The sequence below is a fragment of the Aquamicrobium lusatiense genome, assembly GCF_014201615.1.
Taxonomy (GTDB): Bacteria; Pseudomonadota; Alphaproteobacteria; order Rhizobiales; family Rhizobiaceae; genus Mesorhizobium; species Mesorhizobium lusatiense.
The window spans coordinates 604,762-623,807 of record NZ_JACHEU010000001.1; the positions used below are offsets into that span (position 1 = coordinate 604,762).

Sequence of the window (19,046 nt, forward strand, 5' to 3'; positions counted from 1 at the left end):
AGGCGCGGCCGGGTGCGTCAGCCGATCCCCACATAGCGCCTGAGCGCCGACGGGTCGGCCTTCAGCTCCGCGATCGCCACCGTCTCGCGGCTGTGGCCGTTTTCGATGAAGGTCACGCGGTCGGCCAGTGCAAGCACGGCCTCGGCCCGCTGCTCGACCAGTATGGTCGATACCCCGCGGTGCCGCAGCGCCAGAACCGTCTCGCGGATCTTCTGGATCATCGACGGCATCAGCCCCTCGGTCGGCTCGTCCAGCAACAGGATTTGGGGTTCGAGGCAAAGCGCGCGCGCCATGGCCAGCATCTGCTGCTCGCCGCCGGAAAGCGTGCCGGACTGCTGTTTCAGCCGCTCGCGCAGCAACGGAAAGAGATCGAGCACGCTTTCCAGCGTGTCGGTGCCCTTTCTGCGCGTGTTGAGGCCAATTTCCAGATTTTCCCGCACCGTCATTTCGGCGAACAGCCGCCTTCCCTGCGGCACATAGCCGATGCCGCGCTTCGGCACCTCATGCGCGGCAAGCTCCGTCAGCTCGGTGCTGCCCGAGGGGCCGTTTTCGGGGCCGTTCATGACGATGGAGCCGGAGCGGGGCCGCACCAGTCCCATAATGGCTTTCAGCGTGGTCGTCTTGCCGGCGCCGTTGCGCCCCATCAGGCACAGCACCTCGCCCTTGTGCAGCGCAAGCTCCAGCCCGTGCAGCACCTGCACCTCGCCATAGAAGCAGTCGAGCCCGGAGACGTTCAGAAGCGCGCTCATGCGCCGCCTCCCAGATAGGCGCGCTGCACGGCCTCGTTGGCGCGGATGGCATCGGGCGTGCCTTCGGCCAGCACCCTGCCCGCCTCCAGCACGGTGATGCGGTCGGCAAGCTGCATGACGACGTCCATATTGTGCTCGATCAGCAGCACGGTGGCATTCGCGGCGATCTCGCGCGCCAGCGCGACGAAGTTTTCGATCTCGCCGTCGCCGAGCCCCTGCGTCGGCTCGTCGAGGATCATCAGGCGGGGTTTGAGCGCCAGCCCCATCGCCACTTCCAGCAGGCGCTGGTGGCCGTAGGCGAGCTGGCCGGCGGGCAGGGACGCGCGGCCCGCCAGCCCGACCCGCTCCAGCGCTTCCGTCACCCCGGTCCGCAGCCGGCCCCGAGAGGGGTCCTTAGAGCGGCCATCCGCCAGCGTGCGCTGTACGGCAAGCGCGACATTGTCGAAGACGCTGAGCTGGGCATAGACGCTGGTGATCTGGAACGTGTAGGCGATGCCGAGCCGCACGCGCCGGTGCGCGGGCAGGGCGGTTATGTCCGCTCCGTCGAAGATGATGGTGCCGGAGGAGGGCGCGAGACGGCCGCAGACGAGGCTGACGAAGGTCGTCTTGCCGGCGCCGTTGGGACCGATGATGGCGCGGATCTCTCCCGGGTCGACGGAGAAATCGACGCGGTCGACGGCGCGCAAGCCACCGAAATCGCGCGACAGCGCCCGTGTTTCCAGAAGCGGGCTCATTTCCGGAAGGGCACTCATGGCAACCACCTCAGCCAGCGCTCGCGCACCGTGCCCAAAAGTCCCTTGCGGAAGAACAGCACCAGCAGGATGAGGACGATGCCCACGACCAGCATGTAGGCGGAGGTGTAGCCGCTGGCGATGTCGACCACGTAATACATGAAGACGGTCCCGAACAGCGGTCCGAGCGTCGTTGCCGCCCCGCCCAGCAGCACCCACAACAGCGGCAGGATGGAATAGTGCACCGAGGCGAAGTTCGCGCCGACATAGCCGAACAGGATGCCGTAGGTGGCCCCGGCCGCGGCGCACACCGTGCCCGAAACCACCAGCGCCGCCAGCCTGCTGGAAAAGGTGTCGTAGCCCAGCATGCGTGTGCGCTCCTCGTTCTCGCGGATGGCGACGAGGACGCGGCCGAAGCCGGAGCGCACGAGGGCGAGCATGAGGAACAGCACGACCGTGAACAAAGCGAGCGCCACAAGGTAGCGGGTGTTCGGATCGGTGAGATTGAGCGTGCCCAGCACCGTTTCCACGCGGCGCTGCTGAGGCCGCAGCATCAGCCCCTGATCGCCGCCGGTGAAGGCGGAGAAATAGATGATGGCGAGATGGACGGCTTGCGAGAACATCAGCGTCACGATCATGAAGGCGACGCCGGTGGTGCGCAGCGCCAGCACGCCGACGATAAGTGCGAGCAACGCGCCGCAGGCAAGCGCGGCAAGGAACGCCTCTGGCACCCCGAAGCCCAGATGCTGGATGGAGAGCCCCGCGCCGTAAAGGCCGGTGGCGAAGAACATGGCGTGGCCGAGCGAGAGCAGCCCGCCATAGCCGAAGGTGAGATTGTAGCCCATGGCGAAGGTGGCGAGCACGAGGATGCGCGCCATCAGCCCGTGGTGATAGGCAGGCAGCAGGAAGTTCAGCGCCAGAAGCACCGCGATCACCGCGCCATGCAGGGCGTAGAGTCTTGCGCCCGCCTTCACCGCGCCACCTTGCCGAACAGACCCTGCGGGCGGAACACCAGCACCATGGCGACCGCCAGCGTGGCGATCAGCTTGGCGAGCGTCGGCGAGAAGAACATCGAGATCACCCCGTCCGAGACGCCGATGAGCAGCGCCGCGACCACGGTGCCGCGGAGCGAACCAAGCCCGCCGATGATGACCACGGCGAAGGACAGAAGCAGCGGGTCCTGCCCCATCAGGTAATGCGCCTGGCTGATCGGAACGATCAGCACGGCGGCAATGGCGGCGAGCATGGCGCCGATGGCGAACACTGCGGCATAGACGCGCCCGACCGGAATGCCGAAGGCCTGCGCCGTCTCGCGGTCATACTGGGTGGCGCGCATGATCAGGCCGGCGCGCGTGCGTGTCAGCACCAGCCATGACAGCAGGAGCAGAGTGGCCGATGTCGCGATGATCGACAGCTTGTAGGCTGAGTATCCGAACCATGGCAGCGAGATGCGCAGGTTGAACGGCGGCGGCACCGGCCGTGCGTCGGCACCGTAGAAGGTGAGGGCGAGCTGCTGGAGGATGTAGAGCAGGCCTATGGTGGCGACGATGGTGGCTTCGGGATCGTAGTTCACCCGGCGCAGCACCAGCCGCTCCGCCAGCAGAGCCACCACGCCCACGATCAGGGGCGCGATGACAAGTGCGGCGGCAAAGCCGGATGCAGGACTTGCGCCGACCGTCGTGGCGACGGCCCATGCCAGCACCGCGCCCAGCATGAAGAACTCGCCATGCGCGACGTTGACGACGCGCATGACGCCGAACACCAGCGACAGGCCGAGCGCCGTCAGCGCCAGAACTGCCGAGGTGACCAGCCCTTCAAGAACCGCCAGCAGCAGGTGAGGTCCGAAAGCCATGTCCTGCTACCTGCCCGCACCACGCCAGCGCATCACAGCGGCTGCGTCGTGTAGTCCGCCTCCGGCTCGTAGCGGCCGTCCTCGATCGAGGTCTTGTGGACCACGTTGAGGCGCCCGCCTTCCATCTTGGAGATGTACTGGTGGCCGAAGACCTGATGGATCTTGCCGTCGAACACCTTGTCACCCTGCGGGTGCTCAGGTCCCTCGGCTATCGTCGTGATCGCCTCGGTCGCCTCGACCAGCTTTGCCCGGTCTTGCGGCCCCTGATAATTGCAGGCTTCCATCGCCTGCTTGATGACGTAGAGCGTCTCCCAGCATCCGAACATGTGGCCGGCGGTCGACACGTCGCGCGGATCGTTGACGGAAGCGCCATTGTCATCGATGCCGACGGCGGCGCGGTAGGCCTTCTGGGCGTCGGTGTCGGTGGGCTGCGCATAGCGCGCGAAGCCTTCCCAGAAATGGCTGCCGTCCAGATAGTCGAGGCCGGGGCTGTTGAGGTCGACGGCTTCCAGCGAATCGATGAAGCCGAAGAGCTGCGGGCCGTTGGCCCCGTAGAACTCGCCCAGTTCCTTGACGAAGGTGAGCACGGCCGGACCGACCATGACGTGGTAGAGCACGTCGGTGCTGGACGGGATCTGCGGGAAGTACTTGGTGAAGGAGGTTTCCGTCGGCGGAATGGCGATCTTCGCCACGACTTCGGCGCCGGCCTGTTGCAGGGCCGGCGGCAGGTAGTCGCGGTGATCGTAGCCGAAGGCGTAATCGGGATAGATCATCGTCACCTTCTTGCCGGCGTTGGCCGCGATCCATGGCGCGACGGACGTAACCTGCGCGCGCACGTCGGTGATGCCGGGCTGCAGGCACCAGCGGTTCAGCTGGCCGGACGCAACATGGTAGCCCTCGCTGACCACGTAGTAGGGGATCTTCAGCTCCTCGGCGGTGGGCGCCGAGCCGATCACCACATGCGAGAACAGGGTGCCGTAAACGATGTCGACCTTATGCTGGTTGGCGAGCTTGGCCACCACCTCGGCGCCGCGGCCGGCGTCGGTGCCGTCATCCTCGATGACGATCTCGACCGGGCGGCCATTGATGCCGCCGGCCTCGTTGATCAGCTTCACGGCGGCGGCGGTGGTGCGCTCGTACCAGCGGCCATAGGAGGCGCCGATGCCCGTGCGATGGCACTGGAAACCGATGCGGATCGGAGCCGAGCTCTGGGCCTGCGCATAGCGCACGAAACCGGGGGCCGTTATCAGTCCGCCTGCCGCGGCGAGGCCCTTCAGGGCAGTGCGACGGGTAAGCGGAGCCGTTCCGGTAGCGGAAAAGGTCTTCCGATCGGTCATGGGAGAAATTCCTGTTCTTGCGTGGGGCTAAATAGCGAGCCGTGTGGGGGCATGCTCGCTGCTTCGGACGGAATTTTAGGCGCGCCAGCTAAATCATCAAAGGCACGCTGATGCAAGACCGTGTTTACGTTGCGTAAGGTGGGTGCAGGCCAGTTTCGGTGTGCTTAGCCTGCCGAAGGCGTTGCCAGCAGCCACAGGCCGAACACGGTATAGCCGATCATCAGCAGGGTGAGGGGAAGCTGGCTGAAGGTCGCGCGCCGGGCATCGCCGTAAAGGCGGCAGGCCAGAGCGTGGGCGACAAGCACCGCCAGAACATGTCCGGCCACGATGGCGCCGGCCTGTATGTTCCACAAAACCCACGCCGCGCCCGCGCCGGAGGTGATGGCGGCCTCGACATGCAGGTGGGCGGTGCCGAAAAGGTTCCAGCCCAGCGCGAACGGATCGGAGAGGGCCACCAGCGCATACTGGCTGTCGACCATCAGCGCGGCAAGGTAGTGCGCCAGATGATAGGCGAGCGCGATCGGCACGATCGACCAGACCAGAAGGCCGGCGCTGTCGTCCCTGCCCGTGTGGCCGGCAAGCGCATCGCCCAGCCGGACCGCCAGCATGAACACCGCTCCGAGCACGGCGAAGCTCGCCAGCAGGCCGATCGTATTTGGCGCCATCACGGCCGTGCGGCCGGGAAAATCGAGCGGGTTGACGCCAAGAATGCCCATCCAGAAGAAGGTGTGCGTGAGCCCATCGAAGGATACGCTGGACAGGGCCAGAAGCACGAAGGCCACGCCGCTTTTCGGCAAGGGCCCGGTCTCCAGCAGCCGCGCGCCCGGCCAGCGCAGGGTCAGGCGTCCCTGCTCGTCACGTCCGAGAAGCGCGAAGTGCGACAGCACCCGGAAGAAGACGCTCAGGAATTCGCCGCGCCGGCTCCATTGTTCATGGCCGAAGACCAGCATGGCGATAAAGGTCGCCAGCCAGTAGAGGCCGGCCGCCCGCGCCAGACGTTCGGGATCGTCCGGGGCGGGATAGACCAGTTCGAACCATGCAAAGGCAAGAAGAAGCACGACCGCCGGCCACATGCCGAGGCGTTGCGGCAAAGCGAAGGGGGCGTCGTTACGTCTGAAACGCGCCACGAGCCTGCACGGTCCGTACCATGGGTTGAGCCATGCCCATGCGTCGCCCAGCAGACCCTGCACCAGCGCCATGGCCACCCACAGCAGCGTCCATATGGTCAGCGGCAGCGGGTTGGAGAGCGGATCGCGGCTGCCCCAGAAGCCGGCAGCGACAAGGATCGCAAAAAAAAGGAAGGACAGCAGGCTGGTTACGGTTTTCGCTTCGGCGCGAAGCGGGAACAGGACCAGTTCTTTCGACCAGATGCCGGTCAGCAGCCGGGGCGGCACCAGCGCCAGAACGAGGAAGGAAGCCGCCACCGCCAGGGCGCCGCCGATGGAATAGTAGCCTGTCGGCAAGAGCAGCACATGGCCGCGCTCCGATGCATGCGCCAGCGCTTCGGCCGGCATGAATGCCGCCAGCAGCGCGGGCAGGGCGGCGATTTTTGCGATCCGTCGGGCCGACAGGTTCATCGGCGGCCGTCAGACCTTGACCAGTTGCTCGACCCGCTCCTCATTGCCGAAGATGCGCAGATAGCGATTGATCTCGTCCACGTCGCCTGTCGCTTTGGCGGGATTGTCCGAGAGTTTCACGGCCGGCCTGCCATTGGCCTCCGTCACCTTGCACACCAGCGAAATCGGGTTCAGCCGGGTGGTGGGAACCGGCGCGCAGCCCTCGAAATCGTTGGTCAGGTTGGTGCCCCAGCCGAAGGCCATGCGCACCTTGCCATTAAAATGCCGGTAGGTGTCGACGATGGTTTGCGCTTCCAGCCCGTCCGAGAAGATCAGCATCTTCTGGCGCGGATCCTTGCCCTTGTCCCGCCACCACGAAATGATGCGCTCGCCGCCTTCGATGGGAGGCGCGCTGTCGGGCCGGAAGCCCGTCCAGTCGGCCACCCAGTCCGGTGCGTCGCGCAGGAAGGCTGCCGTGCCGAAGGCATCGGGCAGCACGATCAGCAGATTGCCGCCATAGTAGCGCTGCCAGTCCTTCAGGACCCGATAGGGAGCCTCCCGCAGTTCCGCTTCGTTACCAGCGAGCGCGGCCAGCACCATGGGCAGTTCATGCGCATTGGTGCCGACGGCCTCCAGATCCGTGTCCATGGCGAGCTTGACGTTGGAGGTGCCGGTGAAGGATTTGCCGATGCCCTCCTTCAGCGCCTCCACGCACCAGCGCTGCCACAGGAAGGAGTGGCGGCGGCGGGTGCCGAAATCGGAGATGTTGATGTCGGGAAGCTGCTTGAGCAGTTCCGTCTTGGCCCACATCTTGGCCTTGGCGCGGGCATAGAGCACGTCGAGCGCGAAGGGACCATATTCGCGCAGCGCCGCACGCGAGCGCAACTCGTTGATGATGGCAAGCACCGGGATTTCCCACAGCGTCGTGTACATCCACGGGCCCGCGAAGGTCAGCTCATACTGGCCGTCGCGCTTTTCAACATGGTAATCGGGAAGCTGGAAGTTTTCCAGCCAGGCAAGGAATTCCGGCTCGAAGATCTGCTTGCGGCCATAGAAGGTGTTGCCGCCCAGCCAGATCATCTCCTTCTTGGAAAAGCGCAGCGAGCGGGCATGGTCGAGCTGCTCGCGCAGCGCCCCTTCGTCGATCTCGTCGGCAAGGCGCACAGAGGTGGTGCGGTTGATCAGCGTGAAGGTGGCGTCCACCTTTGGGTACATGCCCCAGATCATCTGCAGCATCAGCAGCTTGTAGAAATCCGTATCGAGCAGGCTGCGGATGATCGGATCAAGCTTCCACGTATGATTGTAGACGCGCCGCGCTATATCGGTTTTGGTCATGTGCTTGAAGCTTTGCCTTCGCTTCCGGATGAAAAGATGCCGCGCCGCGTCTCCTGGAGGGCTTCTGCGATTCGGAGAAAGTAACGCTCTAACCTTTTGTTTTCACGCAATCCCGAACGCAAAACCGCTTCGCACTTTTGCTGGAATTGCTATAGCACCTATTTTCAGGGCGCGCTGCACGCATCGGGTGTGCAGCGCGAAATTTCGCCTCAGGGTCCGCCTCAGGGCATGGCGCGGAAGGCCGGCAGGTGCCGGCGCCGCAGCCAGCGCACCAGAAGCAGCACGGCAACGACGGCCAGACCCGCGCACAGGCCGATCCAGACGCCCACGCCATCGAAGCCGAAATGGAATGCCAGCGCCACGCCGAGCGGCAGGCCGATGCCCCAGTAGCCGAGCGCGGCATAGATCATCGGGATGGTGGTGTCCTGCAGACCGCGCAGCATGCCGGCGGCAACCGCCTGCGCGCCGTCGACGATCTGGAACAGGGCGGCCACGGCGAGGAAGCCGGTGGCCAGCATCACCACCTCGGCATTGGCCGGGCTGTCGACATCGATGAAGGCGCTGAGCAGAAGGCGCGGCAGCGTCATCATCACCAGCGCGGAGAGCGCCATGAAGCCGACGCCCATGGCATAGGAGGTCCACCCGGCGCGGGCGATCGCTTCCGGGTCGTGGGAGCCGTAGGCGATGCCGACGCGCACGGTTGCGGCCTGATTGATGCCGAGCGGGATCATGAAGGAGACCGAGCAGAGCTGGATCACCACCGCATAGGCCGCGAGCGAAGAGGCTCCGATCAGGCCCATCATCAGGGCGGCTGCGTTGAACAGGGTCGTCTCGAAGGCCATCATGGCCGCGATCGGCAGGCCGAGCCACAGAAGCTGGCGCAGGCGCTGCCAGTCGGCGCGCCAGAAGCGTCCGAACAGGCGGTAACGCCTGAACCGGCGGTCCAGCGTCACCACCAGGATCATGCCGATGAACATGGAGAAATTGGCGATGCTGGTGGCCAGACCCGAGCCGACGATGCCCATTTCCGGAAAGCCCAGATGCCCGAACACCAGCACCAGATTGCCGACGAGATTGATGATGACGCCGATGAAGGCGACCACCGTGGCCCAGCCCGGCCGCTCCAGCGAGGCGATGAAGGAGCGCAGCACCACATAGAAGAAGAAGGGCAGAAGCCCCCATTGCAGGGTGCGCAGATAGTGCCCCGCTTCGGCAGCGAGCGCCGGTTCCTGCCCCATGGCCAGCAGAATGTGTTCGCCGTTCCACAACAGCGCCCAGATCGGCAGTGCAACGAGCACGGCCACCCACAGCCCCTGCCGCACGGTGCGGCGCAGGTCGCGCACCGAATTGCGCCGCCGCCCGACCTCGCGCGCCATCATCGGCACCGTCGCCAGCATCAGGCCGAGGCCGAATATCAGCGGCGCGAAATAGAGGTTGGCGCCGAGCGCGCTTGCGGCAAGGGTGGAAGGCCCCACCCGGCCGAGGATCATGACGTCGGTGGCGGTCATCGCCGTCTGCGCGAGATTGGTCAACACCAGCGGCCAGGCCAGTGCCAGCGTTGCCCTGATTTCCTCGCGCCAGAGTTTTCCGGATGCCTGCGCATCCGCTTCGATGGCGGTCATTGTTGTTCTTTCCGATCGCGGCGCGTCGGACCGGGTCCGGAAGCCGCACGAGCATTCCGGGAGAAATGTCCCGGAATCATGCTGCTTTTTGCCTTCACGTGCGGTGCAAGGCAAGAGGCTCGCCATTTCCGTCGATTGATCCAGCCGGTTGCCGGGGCTTGCCGCAGGGGTTGCCATCGGCGCGCATCTGTCCAATTGTCCCCGCGGAAATGCAACGAGGGAAGGTTTCGATGCGCCAAAAAGCCGTTTTCTGGGACATGGACGGTACGCTCGTCGACAGTGAGCCTTTGCATCACGCGGCACTGGAAGCAGCCCTGCGCGAACTGAACATCGAGCCGCCTGCAGACCTTCAGGAACGCGCGGTAGGTCTCGCTGCTGCGCCGCTCTACGAGATGCTGCGTATCGAAAAGGGGCTATCACTTCCCTTCGAGGAGTGGATCCTGCACAAATATGGGCACTACATGCCGATGGTCGCCGATCTGATGCCACGCCCCGGCGCGCTGGAGATTTATGGCGATTTGGGGGTGAGGGGCATTCATCAGGCCGTGGTGTCGAACTCCGACCGGCTGGTGGTGGATGCCAATCTGAGGGCGGTCGGCCTTTCTCATCCCGGCATGCGCAGCATCAGCCGCAACGATGTCCTCAATCCGAAGCCCGCCGCTGAACCGTTCCTGCGCGCGGCCTATCTCGTTGGCGTCGATCCCACCGAGGCAGCCGCCGTCGAAGACAGCTGGACGGGAGCTACCGCCGGGCTTGCCGCCGGCATGCGCACCATCTTCTGGCCCGAGCGGCCCATGGAGGGACCTCCCGGTGCGATCGTCGTGAACTCGGCCGAAGAGCTTCGTCACCAGCTGGGATTTTAGCACCGGCTAAATTCTTTTCCCCGATTGCCTGCTGCACACGGCTTTGCGATAAGCGGCAAGCCCAATGGAGACAGTGGCGATGGGAGCCAAGATCGTGCCGCCCCCGGACTATGAGGAACGCGTGCGTGCGTCGTTCGCGCGCCAGCAGGTCATGGCCACGATCGGGGCGGAGCTGACGCTGGTGACGCCGGGCATCGTCGAGATCGAGATGCCCTACGATGCGCGGCTCGCCCAGCAGCACGGCTTCCTGCATGCAGGCGTCATTTCCACGGCGCTGGATTCGGCCTGCGGCTATGCTGCCTTTTCCCTGATGCCGGAAAGCACCGGTGTGCTCACCATCGAGTTCAAGGTGAACCTCTTGGCGCCCGGCAGGGGCGAGCGCTTCCTGTTCCGCGGCTCCGTCACCAAGCCCGGCCGCACCATCACCGTGGCCGACGGTCAGGCCTATGCCTATGGCGCCGACGGCGAGGCGCGCCTGATCGCCACCATGACCGGCACCATGATGACGGTGGCCGGACGCGATGGAATTGAAGGATGAAAAGCCGGCTGGTGCAGCGGATTCACCACACCCGGCACGATGAAAGGCTGCGGGCGCCAGCAGGTTGCTCGGGCGCGGATTTCGGGTCGGGTGCATGACGTGACACGAACCGGACCTTCATCCCACCCCGCCACCCTTGCCGGCAGGCGGGTTCTGTTCGTCATGGCGGCCGAGGCCGAATACGGACCTGCGCTGAAAAAGCTGTTCACACCGTTCATGACCGGCGTCGGTCCTGTCGAGGCTGGCATACGGCTCGGCGCGGAACTGGCGCGGCTGGAGTGTTCCGGCGAACTTCCCGATCTCGTCATATCCCTCGGCTCTGCCGGTTCGCGCAGGCTGGAGCAGGCGGAGGTCTATCAGGCCATCTCGGTCTCCTATCGCGATATGGATGCTTCGCCGCTTGGCTTTCCCAGAGGCGTGACGCCCTTCCTCGACCTGCCCGCAACGCTGCCCCTGCCGCTGCGCATTCCGGGCGTGAAGGAAGCCACCCTCTCGACCGGCGCCGCCATCGTTTCAGGGGCGGCTTATGACCCGGTCGCCGAGGACATGGTGGACATGGAAACCTTTGCCTGCCTGCGCGCCTGCCATCTGTTCGGCGTGCCGCTGGTGGCGCTGCGCGGCATTTCCGACGGCGCGGCGGAGCTGAAACAAGTTGATGACTGGACGGCTTATCTCCACATCATCGACGAAAAGCTCAGCCATGCCGTGATGAGGCTTGAGGGGGCATTGCGGGACGGTTCCGTCGCGCTCGCGTAAAGGCCCTGTTGCGGCATCGGATCCCACGCCATACAAACCCATTGCGCCGGCAGACGTTCTTCTTTAAAGGCCCGACATGACGACGAACCATCATTCCGACACCATCCTCATCATCGATTTCGGCAGCCAGGTCACGCAGCTCATTGCCAGGCGCGTGCGCGAGGCTGGTGCCTATTGCGAGATTGTGCCCTTCCAGTCCGCCGGCGAAGCCTTCGACCGCATCCGGCCGAAGGGCGTTATCCTCTCCGGCAGCCCGCATTCGGCCGTCGACATCGGCAGCCCGCGTGCGCCGCAGCAGGTCTTCGAGGCTGGCATCCCGGTGCTCGGCATCTGCTATGGCGAGCAGACCATGTGCGCCCAGCTTGGCGGTCAGGTCGAAGCCGGCCATGAGCGCGAATTCGGCCGCGCCTTTCTTGAGATTGAAGCCGATTGCGCGCTGTTCGACGGCATCTGGGCCAAAGGCACCCGCCATCAGGTATGGATGAGCCATGGCGACCGCGTCACCGGGCTGCCCGATGGCTTCCGGGTCGTCGGCACCTCGCGTGGTGCGCCCTTCGCGGCCATCGCCGACGAGAAGCGCCGGTTCTATGCCGTGCAGTTCCATCCCGAGGTGGTGCACACGCCGGATGGCGCGCGCCTGCTTTCCAATTTCGTGCGCAACATCGTCGGGCTGCAGGGCGAGTGGACCATGTCCGCCTACCGCCAGCAGGCCGTGGAGGCGATCCGCAAGCAGGTTGGCGACAAGAAGGTGATCTGCGCGCTCTCAGGCGGCGTGGATTCTTCCGTCGCCGCGCTGCTGGTTCATGAGGCGGTTGGCGATCAGCTCACCTGCATCCTTGTCGACCATGGCCTGATGCGCAAGAACGAAGCTGCGGATGTGGTGGCCATGTTCCGCCAGCATTACAATCTGCCGCTGATCCTCGTCGATGCCGCAGACCGCTTCATCGGCGCGCTGGAAGGCGAGAGCGATCCCGAAACCAAGCGCAAGACCATCGGCCGCCTGTTCATCGAGGTGTTCGAGGAAGAGGCATCGAAGCTCGGCGGCGCTGATTTCCTCGCTCAGGGCACGCTCTATCCGGATGTCATCGAAAGCGTATCCTTCACCGGTGGCCCTTCCGTCACGATCAAGTCGCACCACAATGTGGGCGGCCTGCCGGAGCGCATGAACATGCAGCTCGTCGAGCCGCTGCGCGAGCTGTTCAAGGATGAGGTGCGGGTGCTCGGCAAGGAGCTCGGCCTGCCGGAAAGCTTCATCGGCCGACATCCCTTCCCCGGTCCCGGCCTTGCCATCCGCTGTCCGGGTGGCGTGACTCGCGAGAAGCTGGAAATCCTGCGCGAGGCCGATGCCGTCTATCTCGACGAGATCCGCAAGGCCGGCCTGTACGATGCCATCTGGCAGGCCTTTGCCGTGCTTCTGCCGGTGCAGACGGTGGGTGTCATGGGCGACGGCCGCACCTATGAATATGTCTGCGCCCTGCGCGCCGTCACCTCGGTCGACGGCATGACCGCCGACTTCTATCCCTATGACATGAGCTTCCTAGCCAACGCCGCAACCCGCATCATCAACGAAGTCCGCGGCATCAACCGTGTGGTCTACGACGTGACAAGCAAGCCACCCGGCACCATCGAGTGGGAATGATTCAGGCCCATCCGAACGCCGCCGATTTTACGCTGCAGTACGATATAAGCCACTGAAAATAAAAATAAAATCATCCTGTGCCTATCGATATCTATCGGTGGGCATAGATGGCGTTCGGCGGCCTCGCTGACGGGCCTCGCCCCCATTGATCAACCGGAAAAACGAAAGTACCGTCAGGTCGCACTAGGCCAATGACGGTACTTTTTTCGAACTAATGCGCTGAAATATAATCGTTTTCGGCTCCATTGGCCTCCAAAAACCGCGTGACGGTACTTTTCCGCAAGGAGGCCCGAAATGTTGACCGATGCAGCACTCAAGTCTTTGAAACCAAAAGCCAAAATGTACAAGGTTTCCGATCGTGACGGCATGTATGTGCGCGTCGCGCCGTCGGGCGCCATCTCGTTCAGGCTCGACTATCGGCTGAATGGCAGGCGGGAAACCGTGTATCTCGGCAGATACGCCCGTGACGGAATATCGCTCGCCAGGGCTCGCGAGCTATGCGTCGACGCCCGGCGCGCGATCACCGAGGGGCGGTCTCCCGCCATCGAGAAGCAGCGCGAGAAGCGCCGGATCAAGGAAGCAAAGAGTTTCGGCCAGTTCGGCGAGAAGTGGCTGACCAACGCAACAATGGCCGACAGCACGCGCGCGATGCGTCGCTCCATCTTCGAACGCGAACTCATGCCCGTCTGGCGAAATCGTCTCCTGACAGAGATCACACCGGATGATCTCCGTGCTCACTGCGGCAAGATCGTCGAACGGGGTGCTCCTGCAACTGCTATCCATGTGCGTGATATCCTGAAGCAGATCTACGGCTTTGCCATTCTGCACGGCGAGAAGGTCGCCAATCCGGCCGATGCCGTCGGTCCAGCCTCGATCGCTACCTTTACGCCAAAGGACCGCGCGCTTTCGCCGGCAGAGATCCGTATCATGTTCAAGCAACTCGAGCATGTTGCGACGTTGCCAACGATCCGCCTCGGTATGAAGCTCTACCTCCTCACCATGGTCCGGAAGAGCGAGTTGCAGGATGCAGTTTGGGACGAGATCGATTTCGACAACGCCGTCTGGACCATCCCGAAAGAGCGCATGAAGCGATCGAAGCCGCACAACGTCTACCTTTGCCGACAGACGTTAGACATCATGATCGCGCTCAAGACTTGTTCCGGCAACTCCCGATATCTTTTGCCGTCCCGGTACGACGCGGACGCGCCAATGTCTCGCGCGACCTTCAATCGGATCACCTACGCCGTCGTCGAGCGAGCCAAGAAGGAGGGGCTGCCATTGGAGCCATTCACGGTTCATGATCTGCGGCGCACGGGGTCGACGCTGTTAAATGAGCTGGGCTTTAACAGCGACTGGATCGAAAAGTGCCTGGCGCACGAGGATGGGCGCTCGTCGCGCGGTGTCTACAACAAGGCCGAGTATGAGGTGCAGCGTCGGCATATGATGCAGCAGTGGGCGAATACCGTGGACGCCTGGATCGACGGCCGGAAGTATGCCCCCACGCTTTTGCCGCAAGCTATGCCCTTGATGGAATTGGATCCCGCTCTTTGACCGGGCGGGATTTGCGCTTGGTGACGTCAGGGTGCTGTGCTCGACGGATCGGGGCGGCCCGCCGTGCCATTAGCCACGCCTCGACCTCGGCCAGGTCCCAGACGATACAACGCGGCGAGAGCGCGAACCGACGGGGAAACTCGCCACGCTGCTCCATTTCATAAATAGTGCTGTCAGCCATCGGCACCATCTCCCGCAGCTGCTGCCGCCGGATTGTTCTTTTGATTTGGGTGGGCTCGGTCTTCGCCATGCTCAATCTCCATAATTGCTGAGGCGATTGAGAACGATAGATTCCGATACTGGAAGCCCTATCGAAATGTCGTGCGGTATTTTCGGGCTATAGCGTACGCATCGGAGGGTTTTCACCTACTGTTCGGTAGTGCGTAGGTGCAAGTAAGCTCTAATGATGAGCAGAAGATGGGCGATTTTTTCACGACCCGCTGCCCTCTTTCGGCAAACGGCCACTTTTGCCTGACGATCACCGCATTCGAAGATGTGGTTCTTCCCGGATCATCGCGGCTAGGTGGTCCACCAGCAACTGGATGGCGCCGGTCATCCGGCGATTGGCGGAGGTGATCGCGCGGATAGGAACGAGGCTGGGCGTGTAGTCGGCCAGAAGCGGAACGAGTGCCCCGGCAGCGACATCCTCAGCGAACATCCAACTCGGCCCCTGCGCGATGCCGAGACCGGCGCGAACGGCCGCATGCACGCCATCGGCGTCATTAGTTCTTAGGCGGGCGGTGGGCGTCATACGGATTTCGCCGTCGCCGTCCCTGAACCGCCAGGCCTTCGAGCTTCCTTCGAACATAAACGGCAGACAGATGTGGCGCCTGAGGTCATCGGGGTGCTGGGGCACCCCATGCGCATCGAGGTAGGCGGGAGAAGCGACGACCTCAGGCTCAAGCACCCCGATCTGCCGCGACATGAGGCTGGAATCGCGCTGAGCACCGATGCGGATCGCGAGATCGATCCCATCCTCGATAAGGTTCACATATTGCTCGGAGGCTTCCACATCGAGCGTCAGTTCTGGATAGCGATCCAGAAACCCGCCAAGATGAGGGATGATGAAGCGGCTCGAGAGGACGAGCGGGACCGCGACCCTAATCCGCCCCCGCGGAGCGCTGTTGCCGCTGCGGACCCGCGCCTCAACGGCGTCGAGATCCGCAAGCATGCCGACGGCGAAGTCATAATATTCCCGCCCCGTCTCGGTAATGCTGAGGCCACGGGAACTGCGTCGGATAAGCTGCGTCGCGAGATGCCCTTCCAGGGCTGCGACTTCCTTGCTGACGGTGGATTGTGCGACGTCTTCCACCTTTGCCGCGCCTGCGAAGCTGCCCGCTTCGACCACGCGAGTGAAAAGCCGGATGCCTCTAAGATGGTCCATTGATGCTCCCTAACGCTCCATGGCCGCCCCCGACAATGGTCGATTGCCATTTTAGAAATCATACTATTCCATTATTCCATATGGGAAATCCACACAAGCGCACCTAGCTAATTCGAGCAACTGGAAAATGCTCGGGACTAGCGAAGGATCAGAATGGGAAAGCTTGATGGAAAGGTCGCCGTCATCATCGGCGGCACGTCGGGAATGGCGCTTGAAACGGCAAAGCTGTTCGTCGAAGAGGGCGCATATGTCTTCGTGACGGGGCGTCGGCAGGAAAAGCTCGATGCCGCCGTGGCAGAGATCGGACATAACGTCACAGGGGTTCAGGGCGACCTTGCGAAAATGGCCGACCTCGATCGGCTGTTCGAAACCGTGCGCGACGAAAAGGGTCATATCGACGTGCTGTTCGTCAGCGCCGGCTCGGGCCATCTCGGCCAGTTCGTGCATAATGTCACAGAGCAGGTCTTCCACGACACCTTCGTCACCAACGTGAAGAACGTCCTATTCGCGGTGCAGAAAGCCCTGCCGCTTTTCCGCGACGGCGGCTCGATCATCCTGAACAGCTCGATCGCCCACAGGAAGGCCCTGCCTGGCATCGGCGTCTACAGCGCAAGCAAGGCGGCCGTCCGCTCCTTTGCCCGGACATGGGCGATGGAGTTGAAGGACCGAAAGATTCGCGTCAACGCCATCAGTCCAGGGCCGATCGACACGCCGCACACAGCCGATGCGCCGCAGGAATGGAAGGACGGCATGATCGCCGCCGTGCCGATGGGACGTTTCGGAGAGCCCCGCGAGATCGCGACCGCCGCGCTGTTCCTAGCGTCGAGCGATTCCAGTTACATCACCGGTGCCGACCTCTGCGTCGACGGCGGACTGACACAGGTTTGAGGCAATGACGAAGCACATGAACAACGAAGCTGGTAAGCTGGCAGGCAAGGTCGCAGTCGTAACAGGAGCATCCAAAGGCATCGGCGCCGAGATCGCCCGGGCCTTCGGCCGCGAAGGTGCTTCGGTCGTCGTCCACTACAATTCGAGCAAGGCGGATGCGGATGCCGTCGCGGCGGAAGTCCGCGAACTGGGCGGCAACGCAGTTATCGTCGGAGCCGATGTCTCGGGCGAGGACGCAGGCACTACCATCGTCAATGCGGCGGTTGAAAATTTCGGAAGACTCGATGTCCTCGTCAACAATGCAGGCATTTCGGAATTCCGCGCGTTCGAGGAGTTCACGGCTGATCACTACGAACGCCAGTTCCGCACCAATGTTCTGGGAACAATGCTTATAACCGCTGCGGCGGTTAAGCATTTCGAGACGGGCGCGAGCATCATCAATATAGGCTCTTCGGCAACCGAGTTCACGCCGCCGGCCGCCTCCGTATACATCGCGACGAAGGGCGCGATTGATGCCTTCACCCGTGCCTTGGCAAGTGAACTTGGCCCGCGCGGGATACGTGTTAATTGCATCAAGCCTGGCATGACGGTGACCGAGAAGCAGTTGGACGACGACAGCACCGTATCCGACTTCGTGAAGACCTTCGTAGAGCAGACGCCGCTTCGCCGTCTCGGCAAGACAACAGATATCGCTAATGCAGCAATATTTCTAGCTAGCGATGCTTCCGCATTCATCACCGGCGAACGCATACTAGTGTCTGGCGGGCTGCGCTGAGCCATTGCCAGTAAACTCCGGGGCAGAGCTTGTTCTGCCCCGGTGATGTCATTGAACTCCCAATCAGGTGACTTGATTGCAGGAGACTGGGTGTTTGGCGGCCCAAGTTGCAGGGCTGGTCGTGGCCTCAAGGGAGTTGGACGAATTCATTAAAGGATCTTCGGTGGCGGCATCAAATGTGGGTCGATAGCTGCTGCGAGATGTCTATCTCATGGCTGCATGAGCGGCAATGATAGCTAGGCCTTGAACGCGAGACGGTCGCTTTAAAGGCATTATCTGGAGGACCAGACTATGCCGGACATCGCGCTAGACTTGCGCTATCTAAGGTATGCCATACTTGCTGCAGAATATGGTAGCTTCCGGCGCGCCGCCGAAATCCTTTGTGTGTCTCAATCTACTGTCAGTAGACGTATCCAAATCCTAGAACGGCGTGTTGGCATGGCCTTGTTTGACCGAAATCGGTCGGGCGCGCGCATCACAACGGCTGGCGAACATTTCTTAGGCAAGGCAGCGATTGGCGCCAAACATCTTCACCAAGCAGCGGACATCGTCCGCCAAGCCAAACGTGGTTGCACAGGAGTGCTAAGGATTGGGCTGACAGCCTGCCTAGGGGGCAGCTTTTTATCCGAATTGTTTGCAAGCTATCATCGTCGCTATCCGGCCATCGAGGTGATTTTCGAGGAAGGGACTGCGCAACTGAATGAAGGGGCTTTGCTTGGCGGTCGCCTCGACCTAGCATTGATGCCTGCAGAGCCAAGATCACCGGGCTGTCGAGCTGAACAGTTGTGGGATGAGGCAATCTATGTCGCAGTTCCGGCTTCCCATGAAATCGCGTCTTCGGACGGAGTTCGATTGGATAGCGTGGGCAACGAGACCTTCCTTGTGATGACGGACGCCGCAGGGCCCGAGATTTCGAACTATCTTGTGAGAGAACTGTCAGTTTATGGTCTGCGGCCGTCAATTTCTATGCAGCATATAGGTTTTGCAAATCTCTTGAACATGGTGGAGCAGGGTTTTGGCATAACTCTCGCCACAAAATCGGTTGTTGGAAATGCTTATACCGGTGTTTGTTTTGTTCCAATCATCGGCACTCAAGAGAAGTTTTCTTTCAGTGTCGTCTGGTCTGAAACAAATCAGAATCCGGCTCTTCAGCTTTTCGTCGACATGTGCCTTGAGCGCCGCCCAAAGGCGAGGAAGCACGCTAACGGCACAGAGACGCAGGGTGAAACCCGGATGGTGCCAGCATCTTCATGAGGATTGTCGACGCGCCTTCGCAAAGCCTCGGTCGGTGGCGATGAAACGCTCCACCATCGGAGCGATGAGTTTCGCCGGATCGCTGACAGCCTGACCAGTCTCGCGAGCCAGCACTTCCGCGTAGGCAACGAGATCCCGGTGCAGCGCCGCAGGTAACTCGATCGTCGCCTTGATCGGTTTGTCGTCCGCTATCGCGCCGAGCTTGAGCTTCGTCAT

At 62.7% G+C, this 19,046-nt stretch carries 19 protein-coding genes; 8 read left to right on the forward strand and 11 right to left on the reverse strand.

What is annotated here, in order from left to right; genetic code table 11:
* Nucleotides 1–17: 17 nt before the first annotated feature.
* From HNR59_RS03045 to HNR59_RS03080, 8 genes are all read right to left on the reverse strand, one after another.
* Nucleotides 18–749 carry an ABC transporter ATP-binding protein gene (locus tag HNR59_RS03045; protein WP_183825797.1) on the reverse strand — a complete coding sequence of 244 codons (732 nt, stop codon included), beginning with the start codon at nt 747–749 and terminating at the stop codon, nt 18–20.
* A complete protein-coding gene (locus HNR59_RS03050; RefSeq protein WP_183831284.1) occupies nt 746–1,483 on the reverse strand; it encodes an ABC transporter ATP-binding protein in 738 nt (245 codons plus the stop codon). The genes HNR59_RS03045 and HNR59_RS03050 overlap by 4 nt, the downstream gene beginning before the upstream one ends.
* 14 nt (nt 1,484–1,497) lie before the next feature.
* Entirely contained in the window at nt 1,498–2,454 is a 957-nt protein-coding gene (locus tag HNR59_RS03055; RefSeq protein WP_343060620.1) for a branched-chain amino acid ABC transporter permease, read from the reverse strand.
* Complete coding sequence (locus tag HNR59_RS03060) at nt 2,451–3,332, reverse strand: branched-chain amino acid ABC transporter permease (RefSeq protein WP_183825800.1); 882 nt, start codon at nt 3,330–3,332, stop codon at nt 2,451–2,453. Before HNR59_RS03060 ends, HNR59_RS03055 begins: the two co-directional genes overlap by 4 nt.
* Nucleotides 3,333–3,364: 32 nt before the next feature.
* Nucleotides 3,365–4,669 (reverse strand): ABC transporter substrate-binding protein, encoded by a 1,305-nt coding sequence (locus tag HNR59_RS03065; protein WP_183825803.1) that lies wholly within the window; start codon nt 4,667–4,669, stop codon nt 3,365–3,367.
* Nucleotides 4,670–4,833: 164 nt separating this feature from the next.
* The gene (locus HNR59_RS03070) at nt 4,834–6,246 is read right to left on the reverse strand and encodes a hypothetical protein (RefSeq protein ID WP_183825805.1); all 1,413 of its coding nucleotides are present in this window, start codon (nt 6,244–6,246) and stop codon (nt 4,834–4,836) included.
* 9 nt (nt 6,247–6,255) lie between these two features.
* Nucleotides 6,256–7,560 carry a nicotinate phosphoribosyltransferase gene (gene pncB, locus HNR59_RS03075; RefSeq protein WP_183825808.1) on the reverse strand — a complete coding sequence of 435 codons (1,305 nt, stop codon included), beginning with the start codon at nt 7,558–7,560 and terminating at the stop codon, nt 6,256–6,258.
* 221 nt (nt 7,561–7,781) lie between these two features.
* Nucleotides 7,782–9,182, reverse strand: a complete 1,401-nt coding sequence (locus HNR59_RS03080) for an MATE family efflux transporter (RefSeq protein ID WP_183825811.1) — start codon at nt 9,180–9,182, stop codon at nt 7,782–7,784.
* A 230-nt stretch (nt 9,183–9,412) separates the two neighbouring features.
* Here HNR59_RS03080 and HNR59_RS03085 point away from each other — a divergent pair, with 230 nt between their 5' ends.
* The 5 genes from HNR59_RS03085 to HNR59_RS03105 all read left to right on the forward strand — a co-directional run bounded on the left by HNR59_RS03085 (nt 9,413) and on the right by HNR59_RS03105 (nt 14,529).
* Nucleotides 9,413–10,045: an HAD family hydrolase gene (locus tag HNR59_RS03085; protein WP_183825814.1), complete on the forward strand. Its 633-nt coding sequence runs from the start codon at nt 9,413–9,415 to the stop codon at nt 10,043–10,045.
* Nucleotides 10,046–10,124: 79 nt separating this feature from the next.
* Nucleotides 10,125–10,583 carry a PaaI family thioesterase gene (locus HNR59_RS03090; protein WP_183825817.1) on the forward strand — a complete coding sequence of 153 codons (459 nt, stop codon included), beginning with the start codon at nt 10,125–10,127 and terminating at the stop codon, nt 10,581–10,583.
* Between the two features lie 99 nt (nt 10,584–10,682).
* The gene (locus tag HNR59_RS03095) at nt 10,683–11,339 is read left to right on the forward strand and encodes a 5'-methylthioadenosine/S-adenosylhomocysteine nucleosidase (protein ID WP_343060621.1); all 657 of its coding nucleotides are present in this window, start codon (nt 10,683–10,685) and stop codon (nt 11,337–11,339) included.
* A gap of 76 nt (nt 11,340–11,415) precedes the next feature.
* Nucleotides 11,416–12,978 (forward strand): glutamine-hydrolyzing GMP synthase, encoded by a 1,563-nt coding sequence (guaA, locus tag HNR59_RS03100; protein ID WP_183825823.1) that lies wholly within the window; start codon nt 11,416–11,418, stop codon nt 12,976–12,978.
* Between the two features lie 294 nt (nt 12,979–13,272).
* The gene (locus HNR59_RS03105; protein WP_183825826.1) at nt 13,273–14,529 is read left to right on the forward strand and encodes a tyrosine-type recombinase/integrase; all 1,257 of its coding nucleotides are present in this window, start codon (nt 13,273–13,275) and stop codon (nt 14,527–14,529) included.
* Here HNR59_RS03105 and HNR59_RS03110 read toward each other — a convergent pair.
* Together HNR59_RS03110 and HNR59_RS03115 are read right to left on the reverse strand one after the other, a co-directional pair.
* Nucleotides 14,495–14,779, reverse strand: coding sequence for a helix-turn-helix transcriptional regulator (locus HNR59_RS03110; protein WP_183825829.1), 285 nt, complete (start codon nt 14,777–14,779; stop codon nt 14,495–14,497). The genes HNR59_RS03105 and HNR59_RS03110 overlap by 35 nt on opposite strands.
* A gap of 228 nt (nt 14,780–15,007) precedes the next feature.
* On the reverse strand, nt 15,008–15,913 hold the full coding sequence (locus HNR59_RS03115; RefSeq protein ID WP_183825833.1) for a LysR family transcriptional regulator: 906 nt from the start codon (nt 15,911–15,913) through the stop codon (nt 15,008–15,010).
* A 153-nt stretch (nt 15,914–16,066) separates the two neighbouring features.
* Here HNR59_RS03115 and HNR59_RS03120 point away from each other — a divergent pair, with 153 nt between their 5' ends.
* The 3 genes from HNR59_RS03120 to HNR59_RS03130 all read left to right on the forward strand — a co-directional run bounded on the left by HNR59_RS03120 (nt 16,067) and on the right by HNR59_RS03130 (nt 18,830).
* Nucleotides 16,067–16,801 (forward strand): SDR family NAD(P)-dependent oxidoreductase, encoded by a 735-nt coding sequence (locus HNR59_RS03120; protein WP_183825836.1) that lies wholly within the window; start codon nt 16,067–16,069, stop codon nt 16,799–16,801.
* A 4-nt stretch (nt 16,802–16,805) separates the two neighbouring features.
* On the forward strand, nt 16,806–17,576 hold the full coding sequence (locus HNR59_RS03125) for an SDR family NAD(P)-dependent oxidoreductase (protein WP_246374469.1): 771 nt from the start codon (nt 16,806–16,808) through the stop codon (nt 17,574–17,576).
* Between the two features lie 291 nt (nt 17,577–17,867).
* Nucleotides 17,868–18,830, forward strand: coding sequence for a LysR family transcriptional regulator (locus HNR59_RS03130; protein WP_183825839.1), 963 nt, complete (start codon nt 17,868–17,870; stop codon nt 18,828–18,830).
* On the opposite strand, the gene HNR59_RS03135 is transcribed toward HNR59_RS03130, so the two are convergent.
* Entirely contained in the window at nt 18,825–19,046 is a 222-nt protein-coding gene (locus tag HNR59_RS03135; protein ID WP_183825842.1) for a DUF2274 domain-containing protein, read from the reverse strand. The genes HNR59_RS03130 and HNR59_RS03135 overlap by 6 nt on opposite strands.

Bases quoted from the DNA above. Each gene is read 5' to 3' on its own strand.
- pncB (WP_183825808.1), bottom strand. From the start codon at position 7,560: ATGACCAAAACCGATATAGCGCGGCGCGTCTACAATCATACGTGGAAG.
- HNR59_RS03065 (WP_183825803.1), bottom strand. From the start codon at position 4,669: ATGACCGATCGGAAGACCTTTTCCGCTACCGGAACGGCTCCGCTTACC.
- HNR59_RS03045 (WP_183825797.1), bottom strand. From the start codon at position 749: ATGAGCGCGCTTCTGAACGTCTCCGGGCTCGACTGCTTCTATGGCGAG.
- HNR59_RS03050 (WP_183831284.1), bottom strand. From the start codon at position 1,483: ATGAGCCCGCTTCTGGAAACACGGGCGCTGTCGCGCGATTTCGGTGGC.
- HNR59_RS03105 (WP_183825826.1), top strand. From the start codon at position 13,273: ATGTTGACCGATGCAGCACTCAAGTCTTTGAAACCAAAAGCCAAAATG.
- HNR59_RS03080 (WP_183825811.1), bottom strand. From the start codon at position 9,182: ATGACCGCCATCGAAGCGGATGCGCAGGCATCCGGAAAACTCTGGCGC.
- HNR59_RS03110 (WP_183825829.1), bottom strand. From the start codon at position 14,779: ATGGCGAAGACCGAGCCCACCCAAATCAAAAGAACAATCCGGCGGCAG.
- HNR59_RS03135 (WP_183825842.1), bottom strand. From the start codon at position 19,046: ATGACGAAGCTCAAGCTCGGCGCGATAGCGGACGACAAACCGATCAAG.
- guaA (WP_183825823.1), top strand. From the start codon at position 11,416: ATGACGACGAACCATCATTCCGACACCATCCTCATCATCGATTTCGGC.
- HNR59_RS03085 (WP_183825814.1), top strand. From the start codon at position 9,413: ATGCGCCAAAAAGCCGTTTTCTGGGACATGGACGGTACGCTCGTCGAC.
- HNR59_RS03070 (WP_183825805.1), bottom strand. From the start codon at position 6,246: ATGAACCTGTCGGCCCGACGGATCGCAAAAATCGCCGCCCTGCCCGCG.
- HNR59_RS03120 (WP_183825836.1), top strand. From the start codon at position 16,067: ATGGGAAAGCTTGATGGAAAGGTCGCCGTCATCATCGGCGGCACGTCG.
- HNR59_RS03090 (WP_183825817.1), top strand. From the start codon at position 10,125: ATGGGAGCCAAGATCGTGCCGCCCCCGGACTATGAGGAACGCGTGCGT.
- HNR59_RS03125 (WP_246374469.1), top strand. From the start codon at position 16,806: ATGACGAAGCACATGAACAACGAAGCTGGTAAGCTGGCAGGCAAGGTC.
- HNR59_RS03130 (WP_183825839.1), top strand. From the start codon at position 17,868: ATGCCGGACATCGCGCTAGACTTGCGCTATCTAAGGTATGCCATACTT.
- HNR59_RS03060 (WP_183825800.1), bottom strand. From the start codon at position 3,332: ATGGCTTTCGGACCTCACCTGCTGCTGGCGGTTCTTGAAGGGCTGGTC.
- HNR59_RS03115 (WP_183825833.1), bottom strand. From the start codon at position 15,913: ATGGACCATCTTAGAGGCATCCGGCTTTTCACTCGCGTGGTCGAAGCG.